The organism is Streptomyces changchenzhani (assembly GCF_039766235.1).
Classification (GTDB): Bacteria; Actinomycetota; Actinomycetes; order Streptomycetales; family Streptomycetaceae; genus Streptomyces.
Genome location: NZ_JBDHNH010000014.1, coordinates 38099 through 57383, shown reverse-complemented (window position 1 = coordinate 57383; position 19285 = coordinate 38099). Strand labels below are relative to the sequence as shown.

Below are 19285 nucleotides of genomic sequence, written 5' to 3'. Positions count from 1 at the left end.
CGCGTAGCCCGGGGGTACGTGGCGTGGCGGGCGAATGTGGGTGCGGGTGCCGCTGGGTGCGGGCAGGTGCGGGTCCGGGTGCGGGTAGGCGAAAGCCCCCGCACCGTTGGGCGGCGCGGGGGCAGAGGCGGGGTCCGTTCGTCAGCGGCCCAGTGGCCAGGCCACCGCGTGGTGGTCCTCCGGGTCGTCCTCGCCGACGAACCGCGCACAGGCCTCGGTCAGCGTCTCAAGCAGCGTGAGCGGATCCGGCAGCGGATGCTCGGGACCACGTACCCAGCTCACCTCGTGGCCGCCGGGCAGCTGCGCGGGCGGCACCAGGACATAGCTGCCGCGGCAGTGCCAGCGCAGGCCCGGATGCGCGTCCATCGTCTCGGGGTGGCAGTCCAGCTCGCACGGCCACCACTCGTCCTCGTCCTCGGGGGTGCCCCGGGTGGCGGTGAAGAAGAGCAGGCGCGCGTCGCCGTTGCTGCCGCCGAACTCGGCGACAGGACCCACCTCGATACCGGCCGCCAGCAGCCGCTCCAGCGCACCCAGACCCGCTTCGAGCGGGACGTCGAGCACGTCGTTGACCATGCCCGTCGCGGTGATGAAGTTGGCCTGGGGCTGACCCTGGGCCCAGCGGGTGATCTGCGCGCGGTCAGTGGTGGACTGCGTCTGCCAGGCGAAGGAAATCGGGTGTCTGGCCGGAGTGGGACAGCCGACCCGGTCGCACGAACATCGGTAGCCCACCGGGTGCGCGGCAGGGGAGAGCGGCAGACCGGCGGCAGCGGCGGCCAGGAGCAGCGTCTGACGGTCGACGCCGTCCGGGTCGGTCGCCTTGGGGCGTCGGCGCAGCCACTGGGGCAGCCTGCTCTCCAACGAAGGCCTGCTCTCTGTGCCGCCGTAGCGGCCGAAATCGGCGCCCATTCAACCCCTCACCTCAGCGTTGCACTCTCCATGCTGCCACCATCCTGCGCCTCAGGTGGCCGCAGTGCCCATCCGGGGTACGCGGGCCGATATCACAAGGGTGGTGTCATTGACGACTTTGTCACGATAAGTGGCCCTACCGTGGCGGCCATGATCACACGCACCCCGCTGGCGGTCGCACTGATCGCGCTTGTCCTGCCCTGTTACGGACAGACCGACACGGGTCCCGTGACCGCGGGCCCGCTCCCCCGCCCCGTGTACACCGCACACCGCGGCGGTTCCCTCGAAGTGGCCGAGAACAGCATGTCCGGGCTTGTCGCGGCGTACAAGCGCGGTACGGCGCAGGTCCTGGACGTGGACACCCGGATGCTGCGCGACGGGACGCCGGTGGCACTGCACGACGCGACGCTGGACCGTACGACGCACTCGAAGGGGCCCGTGAGCGAACTCACTCCCTCGCAGTGGCGGAAAGTGCGGCTGCGCGGAGGTGAGTTCAACGAGCGCCCGCCGACGGTCGCGGCCGTCCTCGACCGGCTCGGCGGGAAAATCGTCCTGTCCCTGGAGGCCAAGGACCCCGGGAGCCTGCCGGGGCTGGCCCGCGCGATCCACGACCGGGATCTCGACCGCTCGGTCTTCGTCAACTCCAACCAGCCCGAAGTGGTCCTGGGGGCTCACCGGCTCGGTCTTATGGCCCAGTTGTGGCGCTCCGCGAAGCAGTTGCGGACGGACGACCCGAGCGCCTGGAAGGGGTACGTCGATGTCCTGGACGTCGATCACCGGGCGCCGGACGCGGTGCTGCGGCGCGCGGCGCGGTCCGGCGTCCCCCGGGTGTGGGCGCACACCGTGAACACCCCGGCGGCCCGCGACCGGGCGCTGCGCCTTGGCTGCGACGGAATCGTCACGGACGCGCCCGCGCTGCTGGCGCACGGGACGGGGGTCCGGTCGGCGCGGGGCGGTTCGGAGATGGATGGTTCGGCGCGGGCCGGTTCAGCGCGGGCCGGTTCAGCGTGGGCCGGTTCAGCGTGGGCCGGTTCAGCGTGGGCCGGTTCAGCGTGGGCCGGTTCAGCGTGGGGCAAGGCCGCCCAGGGTGTAGTCGACGATCGCGTCGGCGTACGCGTGGCTGAGCGGCAGCGTCCGCAGCAGCCAGCGGTGCGCGAGCGGCGCCACCAGCAGCTCCAGGGCGATGCGCGGGTCGATGCCGTCCCGCACGTCCCCCGCCTCCTGCGCCGCCCGCAGCCGCTTCACGTACAGCTGGAGCTGCGGTTCGAGAAGCTTGACCACGAACTCGGCGCCCAGCTGTGGATCCACGATCCCCGCCGCGGTGAGCGCCCGGCTGGGCGCCTCGTACTTGGGGTCGAGCAGCTCGTCCACGGTGGCCCGCAGGACCGCCTTGAGGTCGGCCGCGAGATCGCCGGTGTCCGGGATCTCGTACTCCCCTTCGCCCGCCGCGGCGGCGGCCCGGTCGCCGAGGTCGATGAACGCTTCGAGCAGGACGGCGGCCTTCGACGGCCACCAGCGGTAGATCGTCTGCTTGCCGACGCCGGCGCGGGCCGCGATGCCCTCGATGGTGGCCCTGCCGTAGCCGACCTCGCCGACCAGCGAGAGGGCCGCGTCGTAGATCGCCCGGCGGGAGCGCTCGCTGCGGCGCGAGGAGTCCGGTGACTTGGTCTCTGCCATGGGGCCAATTCTAGCAGCGGTACGAGACGACGCGTCTCGCTGCGGTGAGTGGGGTGGTGACAGGTGCGAGTGCGACCCGGTGCGGGTGGTGACCGAGTGTGAGTGGTGACCAGCTGTGAACCACCCGATCGGTGCACAGCGCGACGCCCTCTCGCGGCGGACCATGGCTGTCACGCACACTCGGTGCCCCATGCCGCTCGTGAGGAGCCCTCATTGCCTCGTGACGCCTCGCCCCGCCGCTATCTGATGTGCCCCCCGGAGCACTTCAGGGTGACGTACTCCATCAACCCCTGGATGGATCCGGCCAAACCGGTCGACCTGCCGCTGGCCCTCGCCCAGTGGGAAGTCCTGCGCGACCGCTACCGCTCCCTAGGCCATACCGTCGAGCTCCTGACCCCCCGGCCCGGACTGCCCGACATGGTCTTCGCCGCGAACGGGGCCAGTGTTGTCGACGGACGGGTGCTCGGCGCCCGCTTCGCCTATGCCGAACGGACCCTGGAGGCCGAGGCACACCTGGAGTGGTTCCGGGCGCACGGCTTCACCGAGGTCCACGAGCCCGTGCACATCAACGAGGGCGAGGGCGACTTCGCGGTCACCTCGTCCTGGATCCTCGCCGGGCGCGGCTTCCGCTCCAGCCCGCTCTCGCACGACGAGGCGCAGGAGTTCTTCGGCCGTCCCGTGATCGGCCTGGATCTGGTGGATCCGCGCTACTACCACCTGGACACGGCGCTTTCGGTGCTCGACGACCGCACGGACGACGTCATGTACTACCCGGGCGCGTTCTCGCCGGGCAGCCGGGCCGTCCTCGCCCGGCTCTTCCCCGACGCGATCGTCGCGCAGGAGTCGGACGCGGCGGCGCTCGGGCTGAACGCGGTGAGCGACGGCCGCCATGTGCTGCTGCCGCAGGGCGCGGTCGGGCTCTTCGGGCCGCTGCGGGAGCGGGGCTTCGAGCCGGTCGCGATGGATCTCGGCGAGCTGCTCAAGGGGGGCGGCAGCGTGAAGTGCTGCACGCAGGAGTTGCGCGGGTAGCGGCTGTCCCCGAGTGCGCCGTACGGGCCCGAGTGCGCCGGTCCGTACGGCGATTCGTGGTGCTCAGCTTTCCGGCTGAGGCGGCCACTCGTCGCCCCAGTCGATGTCCCGGGCCGCGCGGTACAGGTCGCCGTGGCGCTTCTTGGTGACGGTTTCGCGCGCGAGGCCGTCGCTCTCGGTGCAGAGCTCCAGCTGGACCATGCCCTTGCGGATCTGCGGCCTGCGGACGATGCGGGCCGCGACCGGGTCGGCGTCGAAGCGGACCGCCGCGACATAGCTGAACTTCTCGTCCTCGTACGCGAGCGAGCCGCCCTTGACCTGCCGGTGCAGCGAGGAGCGGCTCACCCGGGCCGAGAAGTGGCACCAGTCGCTGCCGCCCTCCTCGTTGAGCGCGGTGATGGGGCAGGCGCCACTGTGCGGGCAGGGCGCGGCGATGCGCAGGCCGGCCGCGAGCAGCAGGTCCCTGGCCTCGATGACACGGCGATAGCCGTCGGGGGTGCCGGGCTCGACGACAACCACGGCCTGGGCGGCGCGGGCGGCCTCCGTGACGACGCTCGCGCGGGCCTCGGGGGTGAGCTCCTTGAGGACGTACGAGATGGTCACGAGATCGGTGCTCTCGATACGGAGCGCCGGTCCGATGCGGGCGCGTTGCCAGTCGGCGGCGCGCAGGGTGGGGGAATCGGAGGCGGCGGCCAGTTCGCGGCCGAGGGTGAGGGCGGGCTCGGCCCAGTCCAGGACCGTGCTGGCGGGTCCTGCCGGCCAGGCCTCCGCGACGGCCCAGCTCGCGGCCCCCGTCCCGCCGCCGATGTCCGTGTGCGTCGCCGGGGTCCAGTCCGGAGCGGCGTCGCGCAGTGCGCCGAGGACGGACCGGACCGCCTCGAAGGTCGCGGGCATCCGGTACGCGGCGTACGCGGCGACGTCGGAGCGGTCGCGGAGCACGGGGGTGTCGGTGGGGGTGGTCCCCCGGTAGCTGGCGATCAGCCGCTCGACGGCCAGGGTGGCCTGCTTGGGCGGCAGCCCGTCGAGGAGCCCGGCGAGGGCGGTGCGCAGGGCTTCCGCGGTGGGGAGGGTGGAGTTCACCGGCCGATTCTAGGCGGGGTGGGGGTGGGGTGTGCGCGGGGCGGGTCGGTGAAGGGCGGTGCGGGGCGGTGCGGGGCGGTGCGGGGCGGGGGGCTGTGCGCGGTCTGTGCGGGAACCTGCTTTTAACTGGTGTGGTGTGAGCGATAGTTGTCGCTGCGGACGGGACTATGACCGGGGGGACCATGGAACAGCGGGTCGTACGGGTGGCTCTGGTGGCCGGTGTGATCGTGCTCGGCCTGCTGGTCCTGCTGGCCACCTGCGGTGGGGGCAGCGGCAAGGACAGGTCCGGTGCGGCACCGCGGGAGCCCGCCAAGCGCAGTGCCGATCCCTCTGTTCGGTTGCCCGTTCCCGCCGAGTACGACGCCGCGCCGCGGTGGCAGGTTCGTGGTGCCTCGCCCGAGTACGCCATCGCCCGGGGCGCGGACCGGATCGGCCTCGTCGAGCGGGTCCGCGCCGACCGGTTCAGGCTGCGGGCCATCGACGCGGCGTCCGGCGCGACCCGGTGGAAGAGCGAGGCCTGGCGGCCGCTGTCCGATCCGCGCCACTTTCCCCGGCTTCTGTCCGTCGGCAAGGACGGGCGGGAGTACTTCGTCACGTGGTCGTACGGGAAGGTGCTTGGACGGGACGATGCCTTGGCTGAGGCGAAGGCTGTTGTTGTTTTGGATGCGTACGCCGTGGAGGACGGTTCCCGGCGCCGGGTCGAGCTTCCCTGGGCCGGTGTGCCCAGCGTCGACGGCTCGGGCCCCGGCATCCTCGTCAGCGACGGGGGCGCGGACAGTGCGGTCGTGGACCCCGCCACGGGGCGGGTCTCGCGGGTCGCCGCCAAGGCGCTCGGTGCTCCCAAGGGGTGCCGGGACTGCCGGGTGCAGACCGAGGTGCGGGCGGTTACCGACAAGGGGCTGCTGGTGAGTGGGCGGCGGGAGTTCTGGGTGCGGGGCGGCTGGCACAGCCGGAAGGCCGCCCCGGCGGGGACCGTTGCGGCGTCCGGCGTGCCGATTTCGGTGGCGGGCGGGCACGTTCTCGCCACGTGGCAGAAGAAGGGCCGGGCGGGTGCGGCGGACTTCGAGGTGTGGGCAGTGCACGACGCGGCTGGCGGCCGGGTGTCGGCGCGGGTCGAGTGCCGCAAGCCGGCCATAGCTTCGGGCAGCCGTGCGCGGGCGGTGCTCTCGCCCGAGGGGCGGTATCTGGTGGCCGGGCGGGTGGGCTTCGACCTGGAGACCGGTCGGGGGCGCTGCTTCGAGGCTGTGGACGGTACGAAGCCGCTGTGGCTGACGGTGGTCACTGATACGGGGGTTGCTTACGGCACTACGGGGGCGCGGGTGCCTGTGCGGGTTGATCTTGGTGGTGGTTTGGCGACCGCGCTTCCGGCCAGTGTCTCTGTTCCTGATGCGGAAGTGGCCGGTGTGGGGGTGTTCGTGTGGGCTGATCGTATGGACCGGCCCTATCTGTTCGGGCATGCCCGGCGGGGGTGACGGGCGCCGGGGCCTCCGGGAGCGGCGTTCGGGACTGCATGATTTAGGCGCACTGCGGGGTCGCCCAAGGCCCTGGCGGGGAAGAGGCCCACAAATCACGCTTTACGTCCCGAACACCACTCCCTGCGGCCCCGACCCCCTCCCGGGGTCGGCGACCCCCACCCCGCTAGAGCGAAGCCTTCTGCCAGGGGCGGCAGAGCAGGAGGAAGCAGGCCAAGGAGGCCAGGGCGCAGGTCAGTTGGACTATCGCCATCGGGACTGCTGTTGATTCGCCCGCTATGCCTACGAGCGGAGATGCGATCGCGCCGATCAGGAATGACGATGTGCCCAGCAGCGCGGACGCCGAGCCTGCTGCGTGCGGGGTGCGCATCAGAGCCTGGGCGTTGGTGTTCGGCATGGCCAGGCCCATCGCCGACATCAGGACGAAGAGGCCCGCCGCGATCGGGAACAGGCCTACCTCGCCGAAGACCCCTGTCGTCATGAGGAGGAGCGCGAGTGAGGCGACGGCTATGGCGGACAGGCCGAAGGTGAGCACCTTGTCCATGCTGACTCGGCCCACCAGGAGCCTGCCGTTGATCTGGCCGACGGCGATCAGGCCGATCGAGTTGATGCCGAACAGCAGGCTGAAGGTCTGGGGTGAGGCGCCGTAGATTTCCTGGATCACGAACGGGGATGCGGCGATGTACGCGAAGAGCGCGGCGAAGGCGAGGCCGCCCGCCAGGACGTAGCCGGTGAAGACCCGGTCCGCGAGCAGGCCCCGCATCGTGCGCAGGGCCACCTTGACGCCGCCCTCGTGCCGTCGCTCGGGCGGCAGCGTCTCGTGCAGCCACTTCCATACGACGAGGGTGAGGAGTACACCGATGACGGTCAGGACTACGAAGATGCCGCGCCAGTCGGTGAGCCGCAGCACCTGGCCGCCGATGACCGGTGCGATCACCGGAGCCACGCCGGAGATCAGCATGAGGGTGGAGAAGAAGCGGGCCATCTCGACGCCGTCGAAGAGGTCGCGGACGACCGCGCGGGCGATGACGATGCCCGCGGCGCCGGCCAGCCCCTGGAGTAGCCGGAACGCGATGAGGAGTTCGACGGAGGGCGCGAAGGCGCAGATCGCGGTGGCGACGACGTACACGATCATGCCGAGGAGCAGCGGGCGGCGGCGGCCCCACCGGTCGCTCATCGGGCCGACGACCAGCTGCCCGAGCGCCATGCCCGCCAGGCACGCGGTCAGGGTGAGCTGCACGGTCGCCGCGGGCGCGGTCAGGGCCTGGGTGACCTGGGGAAGCGCCGGGAGGTACATGTCCATGGAGAGCGGCGGCAGTGCGGTGAGTCCGCCGAGCACCAGGGTGACCAGCAGGCTCGTACGGCGGGCGATGGCGGCGGAGCCGTTGGCGGCCTTGGTTTCGGCGTCCGCCCCGAGTATGTGTCCTTGCTTGGTCTGGCCGCTCACCGGCATCACTTCTCCATGTCGTCGAATCTGTACCTATGCTCTCAGCTCGTCCGGTGTGGTTGAGACCTTTTCTTTGGGGCTGAGATGGACAAGACACGCGTGCGGTGGGGTGTGCTGGCGACGGGCGGGATCGCGTCGGCGTTCACGGCGGAGCTGCTGAAGATGGACGATGCCGAGGTCGTCGCGGTGGGATCGCGTACGGAGGCCTCAGCGAAGGCCTTCGCTGACCGGTTCGGGATAGCGCGGGCGTACGGCAGCTGGGCGGAGCTCGCGGCGGATCCGGATGTTGATGTGGTGTACGTCGCGGGTCCGCACTCCGCGCACCGGGCCGCCGCGGGGCTGTGTCTGGCCGCGGGCAAGGCCGTGCTGTGCGAGAAGTCGTTCACACTCAATGCGGGCGAGGCCGAGGAGCTTGTTGCCCTGGCACGGCAGCACGACCGCTTCCTGATGGAAGCCATGTGGATGTACTGCAACCCGGTGATCCGGCGGCTCGCGGAGGTCGTGAAGGACGGTGCGATCGGTGAAGTGCGCACCGTGCACGCCGATTTCGGGCTGGCCGGGCCCTTTGCCGCCGAACACCGGCTGAGGGATCGTGGGTTGGGCGGCGGTGCGCTTCTTGACCTTGGCGTGTATCCGGTTTCCTTCGCGCAGTTGTTGCTGGGTGAGCCCGATCGCGTACAGGCGGACGCACTGTTGTCGCCCGAGGGCGTCGATCTGAATACCGGCATGCTGCTCGGCTGGGAGTCCGGTGCGACGGCGCTGCTCAGCTGTTCCATCACCGCCGACACTCCGATGACGGCGGCCGTCACCGGGACCGGCGGCCGTGTCGAGTTCGAGCGCGGGTTCTTCTATCCGGAGCGGTTCGTGCTGCATCGGGAGGGACGGGAGGCGGAGGAGTTCACCGCCGGGGACGGCGATCGTCACAGCCTGCGGTACGAGGCCGCCGAGGTGATGCGTTGTCTGCGTGCGGGTGAGAAGGAGTCGCCGTTGGTGCCGCTGGCAGGGAGTCTCGCGGTGATGCGGACGCTCGACGCGGTGCGTGACCGCATCGGCGTCCGCTTTGCCGGAGAGCGGCGCTAGGAGAGTTCCAGGCCCGGCTTGCCTGCTTGGGTGGTGAGTGAGGCCGCTGTGGTGATGGGTGCGGTGGGTGTGGTGACCGTGGGCACCGTGCGGAAGTCCGCGCGGGCCTCCTTGGTGCCCAGCGTGATGCGGGTGTAGCCGCGTCTGCCGTTGTAGAACTTCAAGTGCGTGTTGCCCTGCATCAGGTTGTTGTAGTTGGCGGGTCTGTCCGCGCCGTCCTTGCCGCTGGAGACTGATGTGGTGACCAGTTCGGTGCCTACGGTGGGTGAGGTGGGGTTCTCGAAGTCGCGCTTGATGTCGAAGGCGTACGAGACGTGTACGTCTCCGGTGAGCACCATCAGGTTCTCGACGCCCGCGGCCCGCGCCCCGTCGAGGAACCGGGTACGTGCGGCCGGGTAGCCGTCCCAGGCGTCCATGCTCACCTTCGGGTCGTTCACGCTGCGCCGTCGGGCGAAGGTGACCTGTTGGGGTACGACGTTCCACAGGGCCCGGGACTCGTGCCAGCCGTTGAGCAGCCAGCGCTCCTGCGCCTTGCCCATCATGGTGCGCGAGGGGTCGTCGGACTCCGGGCCGGGGAACTGCCAACCGTCGCCGTAGGCCTGGTCCGAGCGGTACTGGCGGGTGTCGAGGATGTCGAACTGCGCTAGCCGACCGAAGCTCAGGCGGCGGTAGAGCCGCATGTCGGCGCCTTGGGGCCGTTGCGGGGCGCGCAGCGGCTGGTTCTCCCAGTACGCGCGGTACGCCGCGGCCCTGCGCAGCAGGAACTCCTCGGGCGGTACGTCGTTCTCGGGGGTGCCGCCCGCGTAGTTGTTCTCCGTCTCGTGGTCGTCCCAGGTGACGACGAAGGGGTGCGCGGCGTGTGCGGCGCGCAGGTCCGGGTCGGACTTGTAGAGGGCGTACCGCAGCCGGTAGTCCTCCAGGGTCGTCGTCTCGTGGTTGAAGTGGGCGGGCAGTGTGCGGTCGGTGTAGGCGCGGGCGCCGCCGGTCGCGTTCACGGCGTACTCGTAGAGGTAGTCGCCGAGGTGGAAGACGACGTCGAGGTCCTCTTCGGCGAGGTGCTTGTACGGGGTGAAGTAGCCGTCGTGGTAGGCCTGGCAGGAGACTGCGGCCAGTTTCAGGTCGTTGATGCGCGCGCCCGGGGCGGGCGCCGTGCGGGTGCGGCCGACCGGGCTGATCCAGGTGCCCGCGCGGAAGCGGTAGTAGTAGACGCGGTCCGGGGCGAGCGCCTCGGCCTCGGCGCGCACGCTGTGGTGGAGCTCGGGGTGTGCGGTGACCGTGCCGCGCCTGACCACGCGGGTGAAGCGCGCGTCGTGGGCCAGCTCCCAGCGGACTTCGATCCGGGCTCGGGGCAGGCCGCTGTCCGGTTCGTACGGCTTCGGGGCGAGCCTGGTCCACAGCAGTACGGACCCCGGGAGCGGGTCGCCGGACGCGACGCCCAGGGTGAACGGGTCCTCGGTGATCCTGCTGGCGTCGACCTCGGCGGCCTGCGCGGTGCCGGGCAGGTTCGTCGCGAAGGCGAGCGCGGCGGCGGCCCCGGTGACGGTGATGAATCTGCGGCGGTTGATGTGCCGTGCGGCGGCCCTGAGTTCCTGTTCGTGGCGCGATGCGATGGTCATCTGCCCCTCCCCTGACGGCTGTTGTCAGGGGAATTGGAGTGGCACGGGACGTCGCGCCGCTTTCGTGTACGTGTACGGGTCACGTACGCTGCGGGGCCATGAGCCATGAAACCCCGCAGACCCCTCCGTTTCACCGGTCGCAGATCGCCGTCGTGACCGGAGCGGGCTCGGGCATCGGCCGGGCCATCGCACTGGAGCTGGCCTCGGCGGGCTGGTCGGTGGCGCTGGCGGGGCGGCGCGTCGAGGCGCTGGAGGAGACGGCCGCGGCCGCCGGGGGCGAGACCTTGTGCGTACGGACCGATGTATCGCGTCCCGACGAGGTCGACGCGCTCTTCGGCGCGGTGCGTGAGCGGTACGGGCGGCTCGATCTGCTCTTCAACAACGCGGGCACCTTCGGGCCGCGCGGTGTGCCCCTTGAGGACATCGGATACGAGGAGTGGCGCTCGGTCGTCGACGTGAATGTGACCGGCGCCTTCCTGTGTGCGCAGGCCGCCTTCCGGCAGCTGAAGAACCAGTCGCCGCAGGGTGGCCGGATCGTCAACAACGGCTCGATCTCGGCGCACACACCCCGGCCGGGGTCGGTCGCGTACACGACGACGAAGCACGCGATGACGGGCCTCACCAAGTCGCTGTCGCTGGACGGGCGTCCGTACCGGATCGCGTGCGGCCAGATCGACATCGGCAACGCGGCGACCGACATGACCGAGCGGATGCGGACGGGGGTCCCGCAGGCGAACGGCGAGCTGATGGCCGAGCCGGTGATGGATGTGCGGGACGTGGCGCGCACGGTGCTCCACATGGCGGAGCTGCCGCTGGAGGCGAATGTGCAGTTCGCGACGGTCCTGGCAACGACGATGCCGTACGTGGGGCGGGGCTGAGCGCGCCGGGAACACTCGGGCCGCTTCGGCGGTTGGGCGCGTTATGACTTCCTTCACCGATGCCGAAGTGCTGCGCTACACCGCCTTCTCCAGCGACCCGGCGGGCGGCAATCCGGCCGGGGTCGTGCTGGACGCCTCCGGGCTCGACGCCGCCCGGATGCTCGCCGTCGCCGCCGGACTCGGCTACAGCGAGACGGCGTTCCTCACCGAGGAGCTGGAGCCCGGCCGCGCCTACGCCGTCCGCTACTTCAGCCCCGTCGCCGAGGTCCCCTTTTGCGGCCACGCCACCGTCGCGACGGCCATCGCGCTCGCCGAGCGCAACGGCCGGCCCGTCGACCTGGTCTTCGAGACCCCGGCGGGCACGGTCCCCGCGACGGTGACCGTGGCCGAGGACGGTACGTACCGGGCGACGCTCACCAGCGTCGAGCCGCGCGTCGAGGAGATCTCCGCGGACGACCTCGCGGAGGCGCTGGCCGCGCTGGACTGGCCGGCCGGCGATCTCGACCCGGCGTTCCCGCCGCGCATCGCGTTCGCGGGCGCCCGGCATCTGGTCCTCGCGGCCGGCACCCGTGAGCGGCTCGCGGACCTGTCGTACGACTTCGAACGGCTGACGGCGCTCATGCACCGGCTCGACCTGACGACACTTCAGCTGGCGTGGCGCGCGGACGCGACGACCTTCCACGTCCGCGACCCCTTCCCGGTGGGCGGTGTCGTCGAGGACCCGGCGACGGGCGCGGCCGGTGCCGCCTTCGGGGCATACCTGCGGGAGGTCGGATCCGTACCGGACGACGTGGTACTGACACTCCATCAGGGTGAGGACATGGGCCGACCGGGCGTACTGACAGTCGAAATCCGCGCGGGTGACCGACGAATCCGGGTGGGTGGACCGGGCGCTCGGATCCCGGACGGGTCGGCCTGACCGGAGTGGGTCCCTCCGCAGGGTTACGCGACTAGGCTCCACTCCTCTTCACGTTTCACACACACGGAGTGCACCTTGCGCATACATGTTGCCGCCTTCGCCGTCCTGGCAAGCTCCTTGCTCGTCGCCACCCCCGCCCAGGCGGCCCCGCACCAGGGCGGCCTGCACCTCGGCAAGATCCAGTACGACAGTCCGGGCAGCGACCGCGGCAGCAACGCCTCGCTGAACGCCGAGTGGGTCGAGATCCACAACAACACCCGTTCGGCGATCCAGCTCAAGGGCTACAAGCTCAAGGACAACACCGGCTACACGTACACCTTCGGTACGTACAAGATCGGCGCCGGAAAGATCGTGCGCGTGCGCTCGGGCAAGGCCACCAACACCGCGGCCAACCGCTACTGGGGCCGCGCCTGGTACGTCTGGAACAACACCAGCGACAAGGCCCGCCTGATCAAGCCCAGCGGCACGCAGGTCGACTCCTGCGCCTGGACGACCCGCGACCCCGGCACCAAGATCTGCCACTGATTCAGCGGCTGGTTGCCCGCCCGGTCAGGAGCGGGCAACCGGGCCGTCAGGCCTGCCCCGTCTCGAAGCGGGCGATCTTGCCGTTCTCCACGATGAACACCCAGGCGGTGCGCATCTCGCCCCACGCCTCGTTGCGGTAGCGCACCACCAGGGACAGGCCGCTCGCCTTCTGCGACTCGACCTCCATGTGCCCGCTCGACGAGAAGATCTCCCGCTCCGTCCAGTCGGCGAGGTCCCGCTCGGTCCCGTCGTCGGACATGGTCGCGCCGGGCGCCAGTGCCTGCTGGAACGCGTCGCGGTCATTGGCGTTGACGGCGGCGACGAACGCGCGCACGGCCGGTTCGGACAGCTGTTGGGCGGAAACGGTCACAGCACTCTCTCTCCTTCAGTACGTCCCCGATGTCCCAGGGGCTCCCACCCTGCCCCGCCCCTCGTGTGCCCGCACCCCGAACGACGAACCGTCAGCGCTTGAAGGACCCGGAGGTCAGCACAGCAGGGCCGCCCCCGGCACGGCGGCGAAACCGGCCGCGCACCCCCAACACTGCGGCGAGCAGCGAGAACACGGCCGGGGCGAGCCCCAGCCGGTACAGCGCGCGGATCGTCGCGGTCTTCGCAGACTGTTGCATCGGTTCTATGGCGCGCACCGCCCGGAAGGCCTTTCCCGACCGGACTCCCCGGAGGTTGAGACTGCCCCTCACTCCGTGGCGGTCTTACGAATGGGCTCTTGGCCTCTCTGGTTCGGCGTGTACTCGTGGCAGGCAGGGTTCCGACACGGGCCTGGACGCCAGATGGGCACAAAGACACCGAGCGTCTTGTGCCGCTGGATCTCAGTCGGGAGGGGCTGTTGGCAGGCTGGACACACGTGGTCGGCCCGCGGCTGGGTTTCACGCTCTTTGCTGGCCAATCCAGCGGAGTTTTTGGAAAGGCTTTACCCTGCTTTGTCCTTATATTGCCTCCGGAGGTCCCAGCGCCGCCCAACTGCTGATGGAGCAGAGCGTTGGCGAACGGCAAGACCCCAGCCCCCCAGGCCCAAAAACTACTCGCGGGTATGCGGTTCGTCCCGCCCATTCCCTTCGCTGCCGGCAACCGGCTTTCCGTCACGGGCACCCTCGGCCTGCCCCGTGGACTCGGCAGGGCCTGGATCGAGGGGGCGCCGCACGCTCAGCACCACCGACGTGGCGAGGACGACGACGATCACCGCCAGGCTCACGGGTGAAGGGATTTCAGGGATGGCGCTACTGAAGATCTTGTGTGATGCCTGCAGGATGAGCTTGACACCAATAAAGGCCAGGATGATCGCGAGGCCCATGCTCAGATAGTGGAAGCGATCCAACAGTCCCGACAGCATGAAGTACAGCGCCCGCAATCCCAGAATGGCGAATGCGTTACTCGTGTAGACGATGAACGCGTCGTCACTGACCGCGAGCACGGCGGGCACACTGTCCACGGCGAAGATCAGGTCGGCAGCCTCGATCGCGGCGACGACTGCGAGGAGCGGCGTGGCCACGCGCTTCCCGGCTTCCTTGACGAAGAACTTCGCGCCGGCGTACTCGTCCCGGACCGGGATGATCTTACGGAGCAGCCGCACAGCAAAGCTCTTCCCGGGATCGAAGCTCTCTTCCTCCCCTTTGAGGATCTTGTACGTGCTGTAGAAGAGGACGGCCGCGAAGGCGAACAGAACAGCGGTGAAGCGGCTGACCACCGCCACGCCGGCGGCGAGAAAGACGCCGCGGAAAACCAGGGCGCCGATGACACCGAAGAACAGAACCCGGTGCTGGTAGGCGCGGGGCACCTTGAAGTAGGCGAAGATCAGGGCGAAGACGAACAGGTTGTCGACCGACAGGCTCTTTTCCAGCAGCCAAGCGGTGGTGTACTCCGTGCCCGCTGTTCCGCCGAGGACGAGGAAGACAACCCCGGCGAACAGGAGCGCAAGTCCCACCCAAAGCCCGCTCCACAGGGCTGCTTCCTTGAAGCCGATGACATGCGCACTGCGATGGGCCAGCAAATCCACCGCCAGCGACACGATCACGGTCGTGGCGAACGCTCCCCAGAGCCACAGCGGCACATCGAGCACGCGTGAAACCTCGCAATGATCTGCCGGAAACCGACCTCTTTAACCGAGTATGCCCCCCCAGTCCTCCCCATCGCTGTCCGAGGTTGCAGGGCCCAATGCAGACGCCCGCCCCCGCCCGCCGGACCACCAGCACCCGCCGAGCACACCCCGGCGCAGCAGATGCCCGCCCCGGACACCGGTGACGACGCGATCGCGTTCCTGCAGAACGTCCTGGCCCGAGCCGTGTACCTCGAAGACGTCCTTCCCGCCCCCTGCCCGCGCGCCTCTCCGACCGTCAGCTCGGTGAACGCCTACGCCTGACCACCATCCGCCGACTCACCAACGCCATCAACCACCTACAAACACACAGCACCAACAACAGCTGAGCCACAGCACCCACCGCACGGGGCCGCTTCTCCCACACACGGGAAAACCGGCCCCCAGCACATTGCCCCTCCCCTCGTCAGCCTGGCCGATGTGCTCGGCCTCAAGTCCGGCGAGACGCGTGAGACGGTCCACCTGACCGGCCGCCGTGAGGTCACTGGGAGGGCTGCCGTCCGGGGACGAGGGCAGCGAAGGGGGACTGCTTCTGACGACCGCCTCGCTCCTCCTGGAAGGCGTCAGCGACCTGCTCGGTGCCGTCACCATCACCCTTGACCAGGACTGGCCGTCGCCCGGCTGGCTGGTCCCGACCAACCGCGACGACGCGTTCCCCGTCCTCGTGACCCTGCACTCTCAGATCCGCGTTGCCGTCGAGAACTTCCCCGGCCTCCAGCTCGCCAGCAACCAGTCGTCCGAACTGCTGGGCCGCGACGTCACGACGCTCAACAGGGCGTCCCTCGACAGCAGCCAGGTGCTCCCGCTCCACGACAACCCCAGGCAGCCCTGCCTGGTGATCGAGGGCTACGCGCCCACGATCCGCCTGACCACCGAGTAGGCAGCAGCCCGTCGCCGCCCTCGTCAGCTCACCCGACCAGTGCCGTGAGCAAGGCTCACCGCAACGGTCTTGCCCACGGCAGCGTCACAGCCGCATCCGAGCGCCGCCACGGCCCCAACAGGGGGCCGGGGCACAGGACCATCCCTCACGTGCCGAACCTGTCTGAATAGCCCTCGTTTATCAGCAAGGCACGTTGCGAAAGAGCTACTTGTCTCACATGCCTCAATGGTTCCTGGCACCCGAGACAACCGCCCCGCAGAGCGGAATTACCGCGGCATTCGGATAAGTGCTCTCCACCAGTCGCCCTGCCCTCCGGCCAATGACGCTGACTTCGAAACGGTGCTCGATGTGAACGCGTCGCCACACCTCATGATGGCGACCGACGGACGCAGAACCCGGCCCTTGGAAGCTTTCGTGACGACGTGACAGCCCGTACTCGGAGTGCCTATGTCCGGAACATGCATGAACCCCGGAACTGGAGGTTCCGGGGTCCTGGCCAACCTACTGGTGTTCAGATGCTCCGGCAGGTCGAGTAATGCCCCAGGCCATAACGCCTTGTCGCAAACGTCACTGTCAGATGCCGGTGGTCTGCACCGTGACAAGACCGGCGAGCTGCGAAATGGGCACGGCGGGCGCGAGGGACTGGGCAGTCCCGACGACGTCGCCGATGCTCACAGAGCCGCCGTTACCGGCGACCTCGGCACCGGCGCTGGCCATACCGCCGGAAACATTGTCCAGCTCGCTGTCGGAAATCTCGCCGGTCTCGATGGGGGTGAGGTCCTTACGCATAACTTTCCCTTCCTTTCAATGTTCTGGGGTTCCTGAAATGGCGTCGGCCGGGTCTACGGAAAAGCAAATCCGACCGGCTCAACGGTCGCCTGATGCCCGAAAATCAGGCACCAATAATTACGACTCCCGGCAGGATGGAAGCACACCACCGGACCGCCCAGCAACTTACTGTCCGGTTCTTTTCGGGGCACACACTTCGTCACCACAACATGCCCTGAAGTGCAGTTTTGCCCAACAGTGGGTGGCGAACTCCATCACATGGAAGCTACTGCCCAACGCTCACAGAAAAGCCCCGCACATGTCCCCGATAGGGGCATATCTGCATTTGCGGTTCGCCGGAGACCCAGCGAGGCGAGATGCACAAGATGTCCGCTTCTTCCGCTTATCGATCTGTAGGTGAACCGAAAATGGCATTTAGCGGCGAGGCCCCTGGCGCACATGCCGTTTCCAGTTCTGCATGAGCGCGACAGCCATCCTGCCGGCGAGCGCCGAGCCGGCCGCCTGGCCGACTGCATTGCCCTCTCTGGCGACCGGAGACAGCCTCGGCGGCATCGATTGCGACGTTGTGCACGGTCAACTGATTCACCTCGATGATGGGGAATGAGTTTCGGATTTTTTGGCTGCTCTTCCCACTCTGTGCTGGAGGAGCAGCACGTTCGTGACCTCGCCCGGCAGGGCGGGCCGGCGGGTCATGGCTTTATAGCCCCGAGCGTTCGTGCGTCGCCGAGTATTTTGGCTGTGGCATGGTGTCAGGGCCGTGACCCTTCTCGGCAGCCGCGCGGGTGGAGCCGATGGATGCTGCGGCGACGGCGGCGATGCCGACGGATTGCAGAGCGCTGAGGTGCTGGCCGAGCAGCACGAGTCCGACGACGGCGCCGACTGCCGGCTCGAGGCTGGTCAGGATCCCGAAGACTCGGGGCGGCATCCGGCGCAGCGCCTCCAGGTTGAACGAGTACGGCAGGACGCTGGAGAGCACTGCGACGGCCGCGGCGAGCAGCAGCACGCGCGGGTCCAACAGCTGACTGCCGCCCTGCGCGATGCCGTACGGCATGCTGAGCAGTGCGCCCCACGCGACGGCCAGTGCCAGGCCGCGTCCGTCGCTGACGCGCTGGGCCAGGCGGGCGGAGACCAGGATGTACCCCGCCCAGCACGCGCCGGCGGCCGCGGCGAAGCCGATGCCCGCGAGGTTGAGTGATATGCCGCCCTTGCCCAGGATCAGGACGCCGATCGCGGCGAGGAGCGGCCACAGCAGGTCCAGCGGGCGCCGTGAGGTGGCGAGGGTGATAGCGAAGGGGCCGAGGAACTCGATCGTGGTGGCCGCCCCCAGGGGGATGCGGCCTACCGCCTCGTAGAAGGCGAGGTGGTGGACGGCGAGCAGGGTGCCCGCGGTGACGATGACTCCGAGGGTGCGGGGCTCCCAGCGCCATCCGGGACGCCACAACGCCCCCAGAATCATGGCGGCGATGCATATTGATCAGAAACTCAAAGGGTTCTGGTTGAGGGTGTAGCGGACGTGGGGGCCGTGGAAGTAGCCGCGGACGATGTGGGGCTGGCGTTGGCGTCTGCGGAAGAAGCGGCGGGCCTCGGCGGCGAGTTCGGCGTGGTTCCGGGCCCGGTGGCCTTTGGGCAGGCTGTGCTTGAGGTCGGCGTTGACGAGTTCGTCGGGGTTGAGTTCGGGCGAGTACGGCGGCAGGAAGTGCAGCTCGATCTCCTCGGCGTGCGCGGCGATCCAGGTCCGGACGGTCTTCGAGCGGTGGGCGGAGTGCCCGTCTACCACGAGGTGGATCTTGTGGTCGAAGTGCCCGACGAGCCGTTCCAGGAAGCGGCACATCACAGCGGCGTCGAAGGTGCCGGGGAAGACCATGAAGTGCATCCGGCCCTTGGTGCTGATCGCGGACATCGCGTTCACCGAGAACCGGTTGCCCGTGCGCCGCACGATCAGAGTGCGGCCCTTCTCGCCAGCCACCGTGCACCGGGCCTCGACACGGACGACCGTCCCGCCGCCCGTGTCCACGGCCACGACCGCGACACCGGCGACCGCCGGGAACAACAACTCCTACACAAAGGATGACATCTCGCTCAAGGCGACCGAATGTCAGCCACATCAGCCGAACGAGGAGCGAAATCAAGGCGACTTCCGAACCGACCCAAGCAAGATCAACGACTACAACGCGTAGTCGGTTCACACAACTTGGGCCAGACCCCAACTGAACCTGTCACAAACAGTGACGGCCTTGGGCCTGCTCCCGCATCGGCCGTTGGAGCTCTCCCTGTTGCGGCACACGGCCGCTCCCGGCCACCTCCTGCGCGTCCTGTGGGGCGACGGGCGGGTAGTGCCACCGGGGAGCGGTCATCGCGTGCGGTCAGTGCTTGAAGCTGCCTACGGTGTTGTCGTGGCCCGCGTTGAACAGGTCGTCGCCGGCGAACTGGAGCCAGTCACCGAAGACGATGGTGTAGGAGGGGTCGCCGGTGTTGACGGTCACGTCGGCGCTGGCCGCCGACGCACCGCCGAGGATGATCGCACCGGCGGCGAGGACGCAGAGTACAGAGCGCATGGTTCCACCTTTCGAGAGGACATAAGGGCACCTTGAAGCTAGAGAGAAGGCGTCCCGCTGTCCCTGCGCCATGCCGACGCCGACACAAGACCAAGCCGATTGGCGGAACCGGCGGCCCTCGAACAGTGCAGCGCCGGACGATCGTCCCGCGCCAGTCCTCGCTGCAGCGCGTCCGGGCTGAGGGCCTCGCCGCCCCTCACGCGCGCACACGAACACACTCCCGGCCGATCCGGGGGCCCGCGGCCTTCCCGCCGCCCGCCCCCGCCCTGCCCCATGGCGGGGGCGGGCGGCGGGGGACTTCCACCGTGGGCTTTCGCGGAAC

Annotated in this window: 21 protein-coding genes and 1 pseudogene; 10 read left to right on the top strand and 12 right to left on the bottom strand. The window is 69.3% G+C overall.

Annotated elements, in window-relative coordinates; all coding sequences use genetic code 11:
* Positions 1–141 precede the first annotated feature (141 nt).
* Positions 142–906, bottom strand: coding sequence for a bifunctional DNA primase/polymerase (locus ABCR94_RS33480; protein ID WP_347124645.1), 765 nt, complete (start codon positions 904–906; stop codon positions 142–144).
* A 150-nt stretch (positions 907–1056) separates the two neighbouring features.
* On the opposite strand from ABCR94_RS33480, the pseudogene ABCR94_RS33475 reads away from it, so the two are divergent.
* Positions 1057–1830, top strand: a pseudogene (locus ABCR94_RS33475) (glycerophosphodiester phosphodiesterase); the annotation flags it as partial.
* 138 nt (positions 1831–1968) lie between these two features.
* Here the strand turns inward: ABCR94_RS33475 and ABCR94_RS33470 are convergent.
* Complete coding sequence (locus ABCR94_RS33470) at positions 1969–2583, bottom strand: TetR/AcrR family transcriptional regulator (protein ID WP_347124644.1); 615 nt, start codon at positions 2581–2583, stop codon at positions 1969–1971.
* Positions 2584–2766: 183 nt separating this feature from the next.
* On the opposite strand from ABCR94_RS33470, the gene ddaH reads away from it, so the two are divergent.
* Positions 2767–3612, top strand: a complete 846-nt coding sequence (gene ddaH, locus ABCR94_RS33465; RefSeq protein WP_347124642.1) for a dimethylargininase — start codon at positions 2767–2769, stop codon at positions 3610–3612.
* A gap of 63 nt (positions 3613–3675) precedes the next feature.
* Here the strand turns inward: ddaH and ABCR94_RS33460 are convergent, their stop codons facing one another.
* Positions 3676–4692, bottom strand: coding sequence for a small ribosomal subunit Rsm22 family protein (locus ABCR94_RS33460; RefSeq protein WP_347124641.1), 1017 nt, complete (start codon positions 4690–4692; stop codon positions 3676–3678).
* A 167-nt stretch (positions 4693–4859) separates the two neighbouring features.
* Here ABCR94_RS33460 and ABCR94_RS33455 point away from each other — a divergent pair, with 167 nt between their 5' ends.
* Positions 4860–6164 carry a hypothetical protein gene (locus ABCR94_RS33455; protein WP_347124639.1) on the top strand — a complete coding sequence of 435 codons (1305 nt, stop codon included), beginning with the start codon at positions 4860–4862 and terminating at the stop codon, positions 6162–6164.
* A 166-nt stretch (positions 6165–6330) separates the two neighbouring features.
* On the opposite strand, the gene ABCR94_RS33450 is transcribed toward ABCR94_RS33455, so the two are convergent.
* Complete coding sequence (locus tag ABCR94_RS33450; RefSeq protein ID WP_347124637.1) at positions 6331–7617, bottom strand: Bcr/CflA family multidrug efflux MFS transporter; 1287 nt, start codon at positions 7615–7617, stop codon at positions 6331–6333.
* 78 nt (positions 7618–7695) lie between these two features.
* On the opposite strand from ABCR94_RS33450, the gene ABCR94_RS33445 reads away from it, so the two are divergent.
* Positions 7696–8691, top strand: a complete 996-nt coding sequence (locus ABCR94_RS33445) for a Gfo/Idh/MocA family protein (protein WP_347124635.1) — start codon at positions 7696–7698, stop codon at positions 8689–8691.
* Here ABCR94_RS33445 and ABCR94_RS33440 read toward each other — a convergent pair.
* Complete coding sequence (locus ABCR94_RS33440) at positions 8688–10307, bottom strand: alkaline phosphatase D family protein (RefSeq protein ID WP_347124634.1); 1620 nt, start codon at positions 10305–10307, stop codon at positions 8688–8690. The two genes, ABCR94_RS33445 and ABCR94_RS33440, sit on opposite strands and share 4 nt — an antisense overlap.
* A 98-nt stretch (positions 10308–10405) precedes the next feature.
* Here ABCR94_RS33440 and ABCR94_RS33435 point away from each other — a divergent pair, with 98 nt between their 5' ends.
* From ABCR94_RS33435 to ABCR94_RS33425, 3 genes are all read left to right on the top strand, one after another.
* Positions 10406–11185: an SDR family oxidoreductase gene (locus ABCR94_RS33435; protein WP_347124632.1), complete on the top strand. Its 780-nt coding sequence runs from the start codon at positions 10406–10408 to the stop codon at positions 11183–11185.
* 43 nt (positions 11186–11228) lie between these two features.
* Positions 11229–12104 (top strand): PhzF family protein, encoded by an 876-nt coding sequence (locus ABCR94_RS33430; RefSeq protein WP_347124630.1) that lies wholly within the window; start codon positions 11229–11231, stop codon positions 12102–12104.
* Positions 12105–12179: 75 nt separating this feature from the next.
* Positions 12180–12629, top strand: coding sequence for a lamin tail domain-containing protein (locus tag ABCR94_RS33425; protein ID WP_347124629.1), 450 nt, complete (start codon positions 12180–12182; stop codon positions 12627–12629).
* Between the two features lie 46 nt (positions 12630–12675).
* On the opposite strand, the gene ABCR94_RS33420 is transcribed toward ABCR94_RS33425, so the two are convergent.
* The 3 genes from ABCR94_RS33420 to ABCR94_RS33410 all read right to left on the bottom strand — a co-directional run bounded on the left by ABCR94_RS33420 (position 12676) and on the right by ABCR94_RS33410 (position 14703).
* Positions 12676–12999: a nuclear transport factor 2 family protein gene (locus ABCR94_RS33420; RefSeq protein ID WP_347124627.1), complete on the bottom strand. Its 324-nt coding sequence runs from the start codon at positions 12997–12999 to the stop codon at positions 12676–12678.
* Between the two features lie 91 nt (positions 13000–13090).
* Complete coding sequence (locus ABCR94_RS33415; protein ID WP_347124626.1) at positions 13091–13255, bottom strand: hypothetical protein; 165 nt, start codon at positions 13253–13255, stop codon at positions 13091–13093.
* A gap of 410 nt (positions 13256–13665) precedes the next feature.
* The gene (locus ABCR94_RS33410; protein WP_347124624.1) at positions 13666–14703 is read right to left on the bottom strand and encodes a TerC family protein; all 1038 of its coding nucleotides are present in this window, start codon (positions 14701–14703) and stop codon (positions 13666–13668) included.
* A gap of 159 nt (positions 14704–14862) precedes the next feature.
* Here ABCR94_RS33410 and ABCR94_RS33405 point away from each other — a divergent pair, with 159 nt between their 5' ends.
* Positions 14863–15003, top strand: coding sequence for a hypothetical protein (locus tag ABCR94_RS33405; protein ID WP_347124623.1), 141 nt, complete (start codon positions 14863–14865; stop codon positions 15001–15003).
* A 211-nt stretch (positions 15004–15214) separates the two neighbouring features.
* Positions 15215–15619, top strand: coding sequence for a hypothetical protein (locus ABCR94_RS33400; RefSeq protein WP_347124621.1), 405 nt, complete (start codon positions 15215–15217; stop codon positions 15617–15619).
* 573 nt (positions 15620–16192) lie between these two features.
* On the opposite strand, the gene ABCR94_RS33395 is transcribed toward ABCR94_RS33400, so the two are convergent.
* Positions 16193–16408: a hypothetical protein gene (locus ABCR94_RS33395; RefSeq protein ID WP_347124620.1), complete on the bottom strand. Its 216-nt coding sequence runs from the start codon at positions 16406–16408 to the stop codon at positions 16193–16195.
* A gap of 457 nt (positions 16409–16865) precedes the next feature.
* Between ABCR94_RS33395 and ABCR94_RS33390 the strand changes: the two genes are divergently transcribed.
* Positions 16866–17012: a hypothetical protein gene (locus ABCR94_RS33390; RefSeq protein WP_347124618.1), complete on the top strand. Its 147-nt coding sequence runs from the start codon at positions 16866–16868 to the stop codon at positions 17010–17012.
* 93 nt (positions 17013–17105) lie between these two features.
* On the opposite strand, the gene ABCR94_RS33385 is transcribed toward ABCR94_RS33390, so the two are convergent.
* The 3 genes from ABCR94_RS33385 to ABCR94_RS33375 form a co-directional block, all read right to left on the bottom strand.
* Positions 17106–17849 carry an EamA family transporter gene (locus ABCR94_RS33385; protein WP_347124616.1) on the bottom strand — a complete coding sequence of 248 codons (744 nt, stop codon included), beginning with the start codon at positions 17847–17849 and terminating at the stop codon, positions 17106–17108.
* A 33-nt stretch (positions 17850–17882) separates the two neighbouring features.
* A complete protein-coding gene (locus ABCR94_RS33380; protein ID WP_521978397.1) occupies positions 17883–18461 on the bottom strand; it encodes an IS630 family transposase in 579 nt (192 codons plus the stop codon).
* A gap of 310 nt (positions 18462–18771) precedes the next feature.
* A complete protein-coding gene (locus ABCR94_RS33375; protein ID WP_347124614.1) occupies positions 18772–18963 on the bottom strand; it encodes a hypothetical protein in 192 nt (63 codons plus the stop codon).
* Positions 18964–19285: the final 322 nt, after the last annotated feature.

What these genes read in the sequence shown, in the direction of transcription:
- ABCR94_RS33470 (WP_347124644.1), bottom strand. Translation starts at nt 2,583, where the DNA reads ATGGCAGAGACCAAGTCACCGGACTCCTCGCGCCGCAGCGAGCGCTCC.
- ABCR94_RS33390 (WP_347124618.1), top strand. Translation starts at nt 16,866, where the DNA reads ATGAGCGCGACAGCCATCCTGCCGGCGAGCGCCGAGCCGGCCGCCTGG.
- ABCR94_RS33430 (WP_347124630.1), top strand. Translation starts at nt 11,229, where the DNA reads ATGACTTCCTTCACCGATGCCGAAGTGCTGCGCTACACCGCCTTCTCC.
- ABCR94_RS33450 (WP_347124637.1), bottom strand. Translation starts at nt 7,617, where the DNA reads ATGCCGGTGAGCGGCCAGACCAAGCAAGGACACATACTCGGGGCGGAC.
- ABCR94_RS33405 (WP_347124623.1), top strand. Translation starts at nt 14,863, where the DNA reads ATGCCCGCCCCGGACACCGGTGACGACGCGATCGCGTTCCTGCAGAAC.
- ABCR94_RS33455 (WP_347124639.1), top strand. Translation starts at nt 4,860, where the DNA reads ATGACCGGGGGGACCATGGAACAGCGGGTCGTACGGGTGGCTCTGGTG.
- ABCR94_RS33440 (WP_347124634.1), bottom strand. Translation starts at nt 10,307, where the DNA reads ATGACCATCGCATCGCGCCACGAACAGGAACTCAGGGCCGCCGCACGG.
- ABCR94_RS33445 (WP_347124635.1), top strand. Translation starts at nt 7,696, where the DNA reads ATGGACAAGACACGCGTGCGGTGGGGTGTGCTGGCGACGGGCGGGATC.
- ABCR94_RS33375 (WP_347124614.1), bottom strand. Translation starts at nt 18,963, where the DNA reads ATGCGCTCTGTACTCTGCGTCCTCGCCGCCGGTGCGATCATCCTCGGC.
- ABCR94_RS33435 (WP_347124632.1), top strand. Translation starts at nt 10,406, where the DNA reads ATGAGCCATGAAACCCCGCAGACCCCTCCGTTTCACCGGTCGCAGATC.
- ABCR94_RS33395 (WP_347124620.1), bottom strand. Translation starts at nt 16,408, where the DNA reads ATGCGTAAGGACCTCACCCCCATCGAGACCGGCGAGATTTCCGACAGC.
- ABCR94_RS33480 (WP_347124645.1), bottom strand. Translation starts at nt 906, where the DNA reads ATGGGCGCCGATTTCGGCCGCTACGGCGGCACAGAGAGCAGGCCTTCG.
- ABCR94_RS33415 (WP_347124626.1), bottom strand. Translation starts at nt 13,255, where the DNA reads ATGCAACAGTCTGCGAAGACCGCGACGATCCGCGCGCTGTACCGGCTG.